This is a genomic window from Olleya sp. KKT75 (assembly GCF_055635485.1).
Map to the genome: position 1 here is coordinate 1,295,606 of NZ_CM145759.1, position 12,463 is coordinate 1,308,068.

Annotated in this window: 12 protein-coding genes and 1 tRNA gene; 4 read left to right on the plus strand and 9 right to left on the minus strand. The window is 31.6% G+C overall.

Features of this window, described 5'->3' with window-relative positions:
* The first annotated feature begins 21 nt into the window (after nt 1–21).
* Nucleotides 22–948 (plus strand): SPFH domain-containing protein, encoded by a 927-nt coding sequence (locus tag ACZ2G2_RS05770; protein ID WP_101202756.1) that lies wholly within the window; start codon nt 22–24, stop codon nt 946–948.
* Between the two features lie 70 nt (nt 949–1,018).
* Complete coding sequence (locus ACZ2G2_RS05775) at nt 1,019–1,531, plus strand: hypothetical protein (protein ID WP_470394480.1); 513 nt, start codon at nt 1,019–1,021, stop codon at nt 1,529–1,531.
* Nucleotides 1,532–1,566: 35 nt separating this feature from the next.
* On the opposite strand, the gene ACZ2G2_RS05780 is transcribed toward ACZ2G2_RS05775, so the two are convergent.
* The 3 genes from ACZ2G2_RS05780 to ACZ2G2_RS05790 form a co-directional block, all read right to left on the minus strand.
* Complete coding sequence (locus tag ACZ2G2_RS05780) at nt 1,567–2,727, minus strand: GNAT family N-acetyltransferase (RefSeq protein ID WP_470394481.1); 1,161 nt, start codon at nt 2,725–2,727, stop codon at nt 1,567–1,569.
* A 108-nt stretch (nt 2,728–2,835) separates the two neighbouring features.
* On the minus strand, nt 2,836–4,182 hold the full coding sequence (locus ACZ2G2_RS05785) for a TPM domain-containing protein (RefSeq protein WP_470394482.1): 1,347 nt from the start codon (nt 4,180–4,182) through the stop codon (nt 2,836–2,838).
* Between the two features lie 46 nt (nt 4,183–4,228).
* Nucleotides 4,229–6,241: a glutamine--tRNA ligase/YqeY domain fusion protein gene (locus ACZ2G2_RS05790; protein WP_470394483.1), complete on the minus strand. Its 2,013-nt coding sequence runs from the start codon at nt 6,239–6,241 to the stop codon at nt 4,229–4,231.
* Between the two features lie 153 nt (nt 6,242–6,394).
* Here ACZ2G2_RS05790 and folB point away from each other — a divergent pair, with 153 nt between their 5' ends.
* On the plus strand, nt 6,395–6,757 hold the full coding sequence (gene folB / locus ACZ2G2_RS05795; RefSeq protein WP_090837092.1) for a dihydroneopterin aldolase: 363 nt from the start codon (nt 6,395–6,397) through the stop codon (nt 6,755–6,757).
* Nucleotides 6,758–6,807: 50 nt separating this feature from the next.
* Nucleotides 6,808–6,878: transfer RNA gene (locus ACZ2G2_RS05800), tRNA-Cys, on the plus strand.
* 187 nt (nt 6,879–7,065) lie between these two features.
* On the opposite strand, the gene ACZ2G2_RS05805 is transcribed toward ACZ2G2_RS05800, so the two are convergent.
* The 6 genes from ACZ2G2_RS05805 to ACZ2G2_RS05830 all read right to left on the minus strand — a co-directional run bounded on the left by ACZ2G2_RS05805 (nt 7,066) and on the right by ACZ2G2_RS05830 (nt 12,252).
* Nucleotides 7,066–7,416 (minus strand): ribose-5-phosphate isomerase, encoded by a 351-nt coding sequence (locus ACZ2G2_RS05805; RefSeq protein WP_090837089.1) that lies wholly within the window; start codon nt 7,414–7,416, stop codon nt 7,066–7,068.
* Between the two features lie 9 nt (nt 7,417–7,425).
* A complete protein-coding gene (locus ACZ2G2_RS05810) occupies nt 7,426–7,950 on the minus strand; it encodes a GldL-related protein (protein WP_470394484.1) in 525 nt (174 codons plus the stop codon).
* A gap of 9 nt (nt 7,951–7,959) precedes the next feature.
* A complete protein-coding gene (locus tag ACZ2G2_RS05815) occupies nt 7,960–8,637 on the minus strand; it encodes a LysE family translocator (RefSeq protein WP_090837085.1) in 678 nt (225 codons plus the stop codon).
* Nucleotides 8,638–8,761: 124 nt separating this feature from the next.
* Complete coding sequence (locus tag ACZ2G2_RS05820; protein ID WP_470394485.1) at nt 8,762–9,442, minus strand: head GIN domain-containing protein; 681 nt, start codon at nt 9,440–9,442, stop codon at nt 8,762–8,764.
* A gap of 61 nt (nt 9,443–9,503) precedes the next feature.
* Entirely contained in the window at nt 9,504–9,806 is a 303-nt protein-coding gene (locus ACZ2G2_RS05825; protein ID WP_090837079.1) for a YbjQ family protein, read from the minus strand.
* A gap of 187 nt (nt 9,807–9,993) precedes the next feature.
* Nucleotides 9,994–12,252 carry a ribonuclease R family protein gene (locus ACZ2G2_RS05830; protein WP_090837077.1) on the minus strand — a complete coding sequence of 753 codons (2,259 nt, stop codon included), beginning with the start codon at nt 12,250–12,252 and terminating at the stop codon, nt 9,994–9,996.
* Between the last annotated feature and the right edge of the window lie 211 nt (nt 12,253–12,463).

Genomic DNA, 12,463 nt, shown 5'->3' on the forward strand with positions numbered 1-12,463 from the left:
AACCATTAAAACCATGTACACATGTTAAATCCATTTTTAATAGTAGTAATTGTCTTAGGACTGATCATTTTAATTTCGTCAGTATTTACCGTAAAACAGCAAACTGCTGCTGTAATAGAACGTTTTGGTAGATTTCAAAGTATTAGACAATCAGGATTACAATTTAAAATTCCAATAGTAGATAAAATTGCAGGAAGATTAAGTTTAAAAATCCAACAATTAGACGTTATTATAGAAACAAAAACTAAAGATGATGTATTTGTACGTCTAAAAGTATCTGTACAATACAAAGTTATTAAAGCTAAAGTAGAAGATGCGTTTTATAAATTAGACTACCCGCATGATCAAATTACATCTTATGTATTTGATGTGGTGCGTGCAGAAGTACCTAAAATGATTCTTGATGATGTGTTTTTACGTAAAGATGATGTTGCCATAGCAGTAAAATCAGAACTTAACGAAGCTATGTTAGATTACGGGTATGACATTATCAAAACGTTAGTTACAGATATTGATCCAGATGCACAAGTAAAAGAAGCAATGAACCGTATTAACGCTGCAGATAGAGAAAAAACTGCTGCACAATACGAAGGAGATGCACAACGTATTTTAATCGTTGAAAAAGCAAAAGCTGAGGCAGAAAGTAAGCGTTTACAAGGTCAAGGTATTGCTGATCAAAGACGTGAGATTGCTAGAGGACTTGAAGAGTCTGTAGAAGTATTAAATAAAGTTGGTATTAACAGTCAAGAAGCCTCTGCTTTAATAGTTGTTACACAACATTATGATACGTTACAAGCTATTGGTAGTGAAACTAACAGTAACTTAATTTTATTACCAAACTCGCCACAAGCAGGAAGCAATATGCTAAATGATATGGTTGCTAGTTTTGCAGCAAGTAATGAAATTGGTGAAGCTATGAAACAAGCCAAACTAAATAAAAAGAACTAAAATTATAACTATTATAAAAAGGTTTATTTCTAGGAATAAGCCTTTTTTTATGACCTTTAAAATAATAAAAATGAAAAAATTAGCCTTAATAATAGTATTACTATGTGTCAATATTGGGTTTGCTCAAACAAAAGAAGATGCGTTGAGTGATGCTAAAATTACTAGCGAAGCCACTTTAAAAGAAGATTATAAAACTGTGTTTAAATACACATTACCAAGTGTTATAAAATTAATGGGTGGTGAAGAAGCAGGTCTTAAAATATTAGAAGATACCTTTAGCCAAATGAAAACGCAAGGTTTTGTTTTTGAAAAAGCAGAAGTAATTGCAGTGTCAGACATTGTATTTGAACAAGACCAACACAGATGTGTTGTTGAAGGTTTTAATCAAATGGTAATGAATAGTATGCGTATAAAATCTAAAAGTTACCTTTTAGGAATTTATAATGAAGACGCTAAACATTGGTATTTTATTGAAGCAAAACAAATTAAAAACAAAGCGTTGTTAGACATGATTCTTCCAAACTTTGAAACTAGCTTAACCATACCAGAAGATGATATGACAACAGAACCAATAACTGAATAATTAGTAAAAAGCCTCAACTTAACATTGAGGCTTTTTTATGTCTTAAAAGGATGTCTTTCTTCCCAATTAATACTAGGATTTAAAGTATTTACAATCCGTTTTAATAGTGGGTTTAAAAACGTTGTATTGGTATGTTTCATGTAAATATGCATGGTTTTAGGCTTAGCACCTACAGAGCTTTTAATCTCCATTGCTGTCCTAGCATATACAATTTGAGTGTACTTATTAACAATCCCAAAACTTAGCATATCATATAACATGTTTAAGTATAATTGGTGTTTGTATTGATATTCAGAATTGTAACCCAAAAAGTAGGTTTCTAAGTGAGTATCGTTTAAAATTAAAGTGTAAAAGCCCACCAATTGATCATTTAGAAAATATCCAAACAGTTTAAACTGGTCATTTAATTCTTTTTTTAAGTTGAAAAAATGCCTGTCGTGTAATAAAAACGAATTTACTTTAGCATTATCAGACACGGTCTTGTACAAACCATAAATTTGATCTGAAGCAGCTTCAATAGCCTCCAAGTTCAATTCTCTTTTTGTTATAACAGAGGCTTTTTTAAGTGCTGTTTTATATCTACTTCTATACTTTTTAGTTAATGCAGTTGTGTAATCGTTGATCGTAGTCCACTGTTGTGGAATATCAAAAATCATATTAGGTTGGACCTGTACTTTGTATAATGCATTGGCTGTAAATAAAGCAGCTTCTGTATGGAGGACATCCGTTTCAAAATAATCTTTAAAACACACCATTCTAACGGTTTTATTAAGATCCTGCTTAATCTGTATGGATAAGCTATCAATCGCTTTAAAAACGGTCTCTAAATACGTTGTTTGCGCAATAACTGAAGGATTAAAATACAAACCATGTTGACCAGTATGCATTAAATTACCAACAATTAAAGTATTACCTCTCACTACTTTTGCTATCACGGACTTTGTAATGCGTTTTAAGGCATTATCCGACGTGTTTCTAAACACATTGTCAAGATATAACTCCACACGTTGTATAATAGCAATTCCGGCTATATTATCGTCTTTAAAAATAGTTACATAATTAGTCTCAATATTATCCGGACAGGATACTTCTAACGCCCTTAAAAATGGTGTTTTTAAAAACACGTCACGCGTAGGTAAACCATCCCAAGACATAGGAAGATCTGAAACTGATTTATAAATTTTAAAGTGTATCAAATGTGTGAATAAAAAGACTGATTATTACTGATTATTACTGTATCAGTCTCTATTAATATAAAAAGTTACAAAAGTTAAATGTAACATTAAAAATAAGGACTTATATAATTACCAACTACCACTTGCCCCACCTCCTGAAGAGCGACCGCCACCTCCAGAATAACTACTACTAGAAGACGATGACGATGATCGTGAAGATGAATACGACGATGACGAATAACTAGAAGATCCAGATGATGAGTAGCCTCTTGCAGATCCTGGATTTAATTCGGAATGTAACTTAGCATCACGTTTAAAAAATGAAAATCCAAAAGTCTTATTATACTCGCCTTTTATTTGATAAATAGCAAAATATATTGCTATAAAATGAAAAAGAATAATAACGGATAAGAAAAAGAATAACACGTAAATAAACTCAACATTGGCCATAAACCTGTTGATATCTTCACCAAAAACAAGGCTAAGCATAAAAAAGAAACCCATTACAATTGGTAGAGAACCAAATAAAAATCCTGCCACAAACAAAAATAGCGTTGTTGGGATATAAAACGGATAAATAAAAACACCTAATTGCCCCGTAAATAAACTTTTAAAAATAAGAATTGCCCTAGTAAACGCCATCTTTAATAACACAAAATAGCCAATAAACACAAAAATTGATAAAAAGCCTGTTAGCAGTAAACCAAAAAATAGTTTCAAAAAAAACACATAAAAGCTATGAACAATCAATAAAGCAATAGCCGCATAGATTAGAAATTTAGTTTTATGATTTTTATATAATGTTTTAAGCTTAAATGTTTTAAAATTCTTTTTAATTATTAGCCTATAATAAGCATAAACACCAATCCAAAAAAAGAAGACTAACAAAATACATGAGACAATTATCTTAATCATATAATGAACACCATCTGTAGACTTATCTCTGGTAGACACAGCCTCTTCTTTTATACTATTAGCAAACTCATTAGCATAAATAGGATCTTCTATAAGTTTAATAAGCTCTGTTGTCGCTGCATCAATTCCGTCAAAAAAGCGACCCTGCTTAAATAGTGGTGTAATACGTTCTCTAATAATTCTAGACGCAAAAGCATCTGTAATAATAAACTCTAAACCATCTCCTACTTCTATCCTAACCTTTCTGTCATTTGGAGCAATTAATATTAAAATACCATTATCAATACCTTCTTTTCCAAAGTTATTACCGTCTTGGTTAAATACAGAATAAGCATAATATTCAATAGTATCTCCATCTAATCCATGAATAGTTAATACTACAATTTCGTGAGACGATTTTACCTCATAAGACACTAATTTTTGTCTTAAAGACGCTGCTTCTTTATCACTAAAAATAGCCGCATTATCTGTTACCATATCAGAAATGATAGGGTAATCTTGTGCGTTTGTATAGTGTATACAAACTAACAGGAATAACAGTACTATTTTAAAGTGTTTCAATAGAAAAAAATAACCTACCAAATTGTTACATCGGGTAGGTTTTAAATTAGTTATTTATTGCTTTTGCTTCGTTTACTAACAGGTCGCTTTTATCTTCCAACGCTTTGTTAATAAAATCCTCTATCGCTTCGTTTTTATCTAAGCCATTATCTAATAAAACACCTAAAGATATCATGGTAATTACACGTGTTCCTGTCTTTTTAACAGACGTACCAAAAAGTGGTTCTAAATCTTGATAAGTCACCTCTTTAGCAAGTGCTTGTATTTCGGCTTTAGCCTGATCTTGCTGTTCTGGCTTCATCCTGTCATACTTTTTACCGTAAGATTTGATTTGATCAATAGCAGATCTAGTACTTTTTTGTGGTTGTTTTTGTTGGTTATTATCAGTGTTAGTTTGTGGTTTTTGTTTTGCCCAACTATCACGTAATCCCACTGTTTTATTAAATACTAAAGCTTCCGATTTAGAATCTGTATCCACATTAAAATACCCTAAACGTTGAAACTGAAACTGCTCTCCTACTTTAGATTCTGTTAAACTTGGCTCTACAAATGCTTCAATAATTTTTAAAGATTTAGGATTTATAAATTCCATAAAACCTTTATCCTCATGACTATCTGGTGCTTCGTCTAAAAATAATCTATCGTATTCTCTAACCTCAGCTTTAACTGCATGTTTAATACTTACCCAATGTAATGTTCCTTTAATACGGCGTTCTGTATCGTCAGAATAGGTACAATGTACTTCAGTAATGTTTCCATCTGCATCTTTAACAACACTATCTGCTTTAATAATGTAAGCATTTTTAAGACGTACCTCTCCGCCTAGTTTTAATCTAAAAAACTTACTAGTTGCTTCTTCTTTAAAGTCCTCTTTTTCTATAAAAATTTCTCTAGAAAAAGGTACTTTTCTAAAACCTGCAGCATCGTCTTCTTGATTATTTTCTGCTTCAAACCATTCTTCTTTATCTTCCGGATAGTTTGTAATTACCACTTTTAAAGGCTCTAAAACCGCCATTACACGTGGTGCTTTTTTATTTAAATCTTCGCGGATACAAAATTCTAAAAGTGCAACATCAATAATATTATCACGTTTTGCTACACCAACTGTATCAATAAATTTTTTGATTGAGTCTGGTGTAAAACCACGACGACGTAACCCAGAAATTGTAGGCATACGTGGATCGTCCCACCCAGTTACAATACCTTCTTCTACCAATTTAAGTAGCTTACGCTTACTCATTATCGTGTAACTAAGGTTTAAACGTGCAAACTCACGTTGTTTAGGTTGCATTGGATAAGTATCCTTACCGTAAGTATACACTTGCTCCTTAAACCAATCGTAAAGTTCTCTGTGTGGATTAAATTCTAATGAACATAAACTGTGCGAAATTTGCTCTATATAATCACTCTCGCCATGTGTCCAGTCATACATTGGATAGATACACCAATCGTCTCCTGTTCTGTGATGTGCTTTCTTTAAAATACGATACATTAAAGGGTCACGCATTAACATATTTGGATGTTGCATGTCTATTTTAGCACGTAAAATATGTTCTCCTTCGTTAAACTCGCCATTTTTCATACGCATAAAAAGGTCTAAGTTTTCTTCCACAGATCTATCTCTATTAGGACCATCAACACCTGGTTGAGTTGGTGTCCCTTTTTGCTCTGCCATAGCTTCTGAAGATTGAGAATCTACATATGCTTTGCCATCTTTAATTAACTGTACTGCCCAATCAAATAAGATTTGAAAATAATCTGAAGAGTATACCTCGTTAGCCCATTTGTAACCTAACCAAGAAATATCTTCCTTAATAGCATCTACATACTCTTGTTCTTCCTTAGCTGGATTGGTGTCGTCAAAACGCAAGTTTACAGGTGCATTATAACGCTCTCCTAAACCAAAACTAATACCAATAGCCTTAGTATGACCAATATGTAAATAACCATTAGGTTCTGGTGGAAATCTAAAACGAAGCTTACTTTGATCTAAACCATTGGTTAAATCTTCTTCTATTATTTGCTCTAAAAAATTAAGCGATTTTTTATCTTCAGACATATATTTTGTGCTTTACTTTAACAGATTATTGGTCAAATACCAATTTAACTATAAGCTGTAAAATTAGTTATTTTTTAGTTGAAATGAATTTAACCACACTTTAAAATTTAGTAAAGTACTATTTTAGGTACTTTTGCTCAAAATTTATAGAAAATGGGTATAATTAAATTAGAAAATATACGTGTAACTGCTTACCATGGTTGTTTAAAAGAAGAAACTGCAATTGGAAGTGACTACAAAGTAGATTTAAAAGTAAAAGCGGACTTACAAAAAAGTACAACTTCAGATAAATTAGAAGATACTGTAGATTACGTGTTTTTAAATAAAGTTGTTGTTGAAGAAATGGCAACTCCAAGTGCACTTTTAGAGCATGTTGCTAAGCGTATTTTAGACCGTATTTTCAAAGAAGATACATTAATAACTGTTGCAACTGTAGCTGTAAGTAAAATAAATCCTCCAATTGGTGGTGATGTACAGATGGTTAGCGTCGAATTAACAGAAAAAAGAAAAAACTAACAGAAATAGGGAAAAACAGTAATTATTTTTATATTTGCTGTCCTATTAAGGGTGTCGTGGCCGAGCGGCTAGGCAGTGGTCTGCAACACCATCTACAGCGGTTCGAATCCGCTCGACACCTCAAGAAAGCGTTACTTTATAAGTAGCGCTTTTTTTTATGCTTAAATTTAAGCGCTTTTATACCGACAACTATTAAGATAAATCAATGACTATTTTAGAAGTTTAAACCTTAAGTAAAGCTTTTTTTTATTTTTTGTAATCGGAAATTATAAAGAGATTGCTTCGTACCTCGCAATGACCAACTGTATTTAATTAAACCAAACCGCATACCGTTGTCTTCTTAACTGTAATGCTAATGCCTCTTCCATTTTTAAAGCTTCTGCTCTAGTAGCAATTGGTCCAATGTGATTATATAAGCTGGGTCTTAGATAAGAACCATATTTCTCAACAATGTTTGAGGATAGTTTATGCCCTTTTTTGTTAATGTAACCGGTCTTATGTTGTAAAAACCGCTCTTTAGGTGTTTTGCTAGTCATACCAACATACAAACACTCTAGTACACCGTTAAATTGAGGATTAGCAGCTCTAAACTTAGTATTTTGAGTAAACACTTTTTTAGATAACTCGACAACATAGATATGATATTGTGTTTTAGCCATACAATTATTTTAATCTCTTACAAAGTAATCAACAGTGACTAAAATTGAAGTACTTGTCACCCCAATTACAAATAATAAATTACTGTAAGGCCAATGTTGAATTTTAAATAGCGCACCTAAAAAAATACAAGCAACAGCAAAAATTGCAAAAGCAATATACACTACTTTTAAAACCCCTTTAATTTTTATGTTACCAAAATTAAGAACACTAGTCCCTTCATTAATAAACCACCAACCAAATAATAGTAATAATATAACATTAAAAAATACAGGAAGTTGATAGAGATGAAATATGGTAATCAGATAGTTAAAACACCACAATACTACTAATGCGAGTTTAACATAATCCATTGTCGATTTTTCTACAATAGGAATAAATCTTAGTGGGTATAAAATCAGAATTCCTAAGATAGAAATTAGCATTAATGTATTAGAATAAGGCCAATGCATTATTTTAAACAATGCTCCTATCAATAAAATTGAGACACAAATACGAAGCAGTAGACTAAATTTTTTAGGTTGAATAGTATCCAAGAAGCTATTTTATAAAGGATTAATTTGCTCCAGTTTTTCCTTAAGTTTTTCTTTTTCTTCTGGAAAAAAGCCCTGCGCAAGCAGTAAGATACCAAATCCTAGAATAACAATAGCAATAACTTTTTTGGTTTTAAAAATTAACCTTGGCGTTAATTTATTTTTAAGACGCTTGGCAGCAACAATTTTAAACAAATCAGTAACAAAATAAGCGATTAACATTGTGCTTACAAACACAATCACACCATTTTCTGAAGTTGTAATTTTATTAGCCAAAACTATAAAACCTAACCAACCTAATAACACACCAATGTTAATAAAGTTAAGTAAAAAACCTTTTATAAAAAGCTTACCATAGTCTTTCTGAATTTCAACTTTATGGTATTCTTTTACAATTGATCTAAACGATCTTGATGTTTTTATAAAAGAAATTAACCCATAAACCACAAGTAAAACACCACCAAAGATTATAAAATTTGGATCGTTTTCAATTTTACCAACCAGTTTTTCGGTACTAAAAAATGCAACAACTATAAATAAAACATCGGCTAAAATTACACCTGCATCAAAGATTAATGCACTTCTAGCACCTTTGGTAGCACTAGTTTCTAATAAAACGAAAAAAACAGGTCCTACGGTAAAAGAAAGTATAATACCAAAAGGAATAGCTGCAAGTATGTCGTCGAACATTGATTTTTGTTGAGTTTATTACAAAGTAAAGAAAATATTTAGTTAACACATAGTACAATAGCTACAAATAAAAAAAGCCTCAAATATAATTTGAGGCTTTTTTGATGTAATATAATATACTATTTTACTCGGTATCCTTTATTCTAATTTTACCACCAAAGGTTTGTTTTTTAGTCACATTTTTTGGGTTTCCGTATATATCAATAGTTCCACCAGCAGTTATGCGTGCATCTACAGAGTTGCTTGCTTTTACTTCTGCTTCTCCCGCAGCTCTTATTTTTACGGTTGTATTTTTTGTTTCAAAATCACGCCCCTCGTAAATACCGCCTGTATTAAGCGTAATATCCTGAGTGTTGGCTTTACCTCTAGTTTCTATAATTCCGCCAGAAACAGCCCTTACAGTTACTCTATCGACATCTAAGCCAACAATAATAGAAGCACCTTCTTGCGCACGAAGCTCAATACTGTCTTGCGTAATCAACTCATTACCCACAACCTTTGCACCTTCGTTAGCATCAATAAGCTTTATATCTGAGTAATGTACAGCTACAAATGTCTTGGTACCATCAAAACTACGATCCAGTTTCATGCGGACTTTAAGTAAGTTGTTTTTGATAATAATTTCTACATCATCAGCGTTTTCGCCAGTAATCATAACTTTATTTTCGTCAGATTTTACCAGGCTAACTTTAATTAAATCAAAGACTTTAACTTCATTAAAATCGCCAACATTTTTATTTATAGGATTCTGTGCTACTAAAAAAGTAGTGCTTAAAAAGAATACTGCAAGTAATAAATTTTTCATTTTAAAAGGTTTTGTTTTAATAAAGAGCATTCTTTTTATGGAATGTTACAGTTATTAACAATTATTTATCTGTAGCCACAGAAACGGCTGTTCCAGTAACTGAAACATAAAAGTGAGAGCCATTAACAATTTCCATATCTACACTAATACCAACAACTGCATTTGCATTTAAATTACTAGCATTAGTCTGTAATTCTTGAAAAGCGTGTTCTTTAGCTTCATCAATAACGTCTGTAGTTATAATTTTATTTTTCTCAGTCTTAAAAGAAAATTTTGTTTTCATTTCAAAAGACGTTCCAGTAATAATCCCTTTATATTCTACTATTCTAAATCCTTCAATGGAGTTTGTTGTTGTTAATATCATGGTTATTTGTTTATTTATTAGTTGAAAATTTTATTGAAATGTTACAAGTTTGATCTACAACCCTTATTTTTTAATTGGTACCAAAATAGAAAAATTGTACCATAACTTTAAAAGTCCTTGATACAATTTTTCTTTATTTATTATCACATTCATGGTAGATATGAATGTTAGTAGTATTGATTATAGATTATTCCGAAACTTCTTTAGGTTCGTATTTTCCTATTAAATCAAAATCTAAATGACGTTTTACTAAATCTGCATTTTTTACTTTGACAATTACTTCGTCTCCTAATTGATACATGGTCTTAGTATCACGACCAATAATAGCGTATTGTTCTTGATCAAACTCGTAATAATCACCTTTTACATCTCTAATTCGGACCATACCTTCGCACTTGTTTGAGATAATTTCTATATAAATTCCCCAATCTGTAGCTCCAGAAATAACACCAACAAATTCTTCATCTTGGTGGTCTTGCATAAATCTGATCTGCATGTATTTAGTCGAGTCGCGTTCTGCTTTAGTTGCTAAATATTCCATGTTACTAGAATGTTTACACTTCTCTTCATATTCTTCTTGGTTAGCACTTTTTCCGCCATCTAAATAACGTTGTAACAATCTGTGTGCCATTACATCAGGATAACGTCTAATTGGAGATGTAAAGTGAGAGTAATCTCCAAATGCCAATCCGTAATGTCCTATATTTTTGGTAGTATACTCCGCTTTAGACATTGTTCTAATAGCTAAAGTATCTACTAAATTTTGTTCTTTTTTACCTTGTACATCAGATAATAATTGGTTTAAAGAGGCTGCAACACCTGCTTTACTTTTAAAATCTAATTTATGACCAAATCTAGCAGCTACACCTTGTAAAGACGCTAGTTTACTTTCGTCCGGCTCATCATGTACACGATATACAAACGTCCTTGGTGGTGTCATTTTTGATACAAATTCCGATACTTTTTTGTTAGCTAGAAGCATAAATTCTTCTATTAACTTGTTAGCATCTTTACTTGTTTTAAAATGTACACCTACTGGATTAGCGTCTTGATCTAAAGTAAATTTAACCTCTACTTTATCAAAACTAATTGCTCCCGATTGCATACGTTTACCACGCATTTTTTTAGCCAATTCGTCTAATTTTAAAACGGCTTGTGCTATTTCTGGTGTTGTATTATAAGCTTTATCTGTTATAGATACTTCTGCAGGAATGCTAGTATCAATCTTTTCTGGATTAGAAATAGTTTCAGCTTTATTAAACGCAATATTATTTTCTATAATTGCCTGAGCTTCTTCATAAGCAAAACGTGCATCACTGTACGTTACTGTACGACCAAACCATTGGTCTTTAATTTCCGCTTTTTCATTTATTTTAAACACTGCAGAAAACGTATATTTTTCTTCATGTGGACGTAAAGAACATGCTCCGTTAGATAAAATCTCTGGTAACATAGGTACGACACGATCTACTAAATACACGGATGTTGCACGCTCATAAGCCTCGTCATCTAAAACGGTACCTTCTTTTAAATAATGCGATACATCTGCAATATGGATCCCGATTTCAAATAAACCGTCATCTAAAACGGTAAATGATAAGGCATCATCAAAATCTTTAGCATCTCTTGGATCAATTGTAAAGGTTAAATCTTTACGCATGTCACGACGTTTTGCTATTTCTTCTGGCTGAATTTTTAAATCAATGTTATTAGCATACGCTTCTACTTCTTCCGGAAACTCATATGGTAAACCATATTCTGCTAAAATGGAATGTATTTCTGTATTATGCTCACCTGCTTTACCTAAAACTTTAATAACGCGACCGTTTGGAGAGTCTGCCTTATCTGGCCATTCCTCCATAGTAACAACCACTTTATCACCATCTTCGGCTTTAAGCGTTTTGTTAATAGGCACAAAAATGTCGGTTTTCATTTTATTACCATCTACTACTACAAAAGCAAAGTTTTTCTTTTCGTGGATTTGAATAATACCAACATACTCTGTCTTAGCACGTTTAATAATATTGGTAATCTCACCTTCTAGTTTACCTTGTTTTCTGCGTTTATAAACGTATAATTCTACTTCGTCACCGTTTAATGCTTTGTTAACATTATTAGAGGCTATGTATATATCATTTTCAAAAGCATCACAAATAACGTAACCGTTACCACGCTGTGCAGCATCAAAAATACCAATATGATATTCGTTATTAAGTATCGCTTTAAACTTACCGCGTTCTACCTCTTCTATTTCGGCATTAGCCTTAAGTTTAGCAAGCTTTTTTATAATTTGATTTCTACTACTAGCATCATTAACTCCTATTTTGGCAGCAATTTGCTTATAGTTAAAGCTTTGGTTTCTCTCTTTTTTTAAAATACTAAGAATTGTATTTGTAAGGTTGGAAATCTTATTGTTTGAAGGTTTCCTGTGTTTCTTTTTTGTCATGTAATTTGTAATCTATTGAATCTCTAAGTTACTCGAAATTCTGTTATGTTCAAACTTAATACAAGGAGAAGATTGGTTATTAAGTTTATACAAAGCTACGTTTTTAATATTTAACTAATATTAAACTAATATTAAATCTCTTTTTTAGAGTTATCCACATATATACTATATATCATTTATTTTCTTTTAAAATTTAAAAAAAAAATAGTGA

What these genes read in the sequence shown, in the direction of transcription:
- ACZ2G2_RS05820 (WP_470394485.1), bottom strand. Translation starts at nt 9,442, where the DNA reads ATGAAAAATTTATTACTTGCAGTATTCTTTTTAAGCACTACTTTTTTA.
- ACZ2G2_RS05775 (WP_470394480.1), top strand. Translation starts at nt 1,019, where the DNA reads ATGAAAAAATTAGCCTTAATAATAGTATTACTATGTGTCAATATTGGG.
- ACZ2G2_RS05830 (WP_090837077.1), bottom strand. Translation starts at nt 12,252, where the DNA reads ATGACAAAAAAGAAACACAGGAAACCTTCAAACAATAAGATTTCCAAC.
- ACZ2G2_RS05805 (WP_090837089.1), bottom strand. Translation starts at nt 7,416, where the DNA reads ATGGCTAAAACACAATATCATATCTATGTTGTCGAGTTATCTAAAAAA.
- ACZ2G2_RS05825 (WP_090837079.1), bottom strand. Translation starts at nt 9,806, where the DNA reads ATGATATTAACAACAACAAACTCCATTGAAGGATTTAGAATAGTAGAA.
- ACZ2G2_RS05790 (WP_470394483.1), bottom strand. Translation starts at nt 6,241, where the DNA reads ATGTCTGAAGATAAAAAATCGCTTAATTTTTTAGAGCAAATAATAGAA.
- ACZ2G2_RS05770 (WP_101202756.1), top strand. Translation starts at nt 22, where the DNA reads ATGTTAAATCCATTTTTAATAGTAGTAATTGTCTTAGGACTGATCATT.
- folB (WP_090837092.1), top strand. Translation starts at nt 6,395, where the DNA reads ATGGGTATAATTAAATTAGAAAATATACGTGTAACTGCTTACCATGGT.
- ACZ2G2_RS05815 (WP_090837085.1), bottom strand. Translation starts at nt 8,637, where the DNA reads ATGTTCGACGACATACTTGCAGCTATTCCTTTTGGTATTATACTTTCT.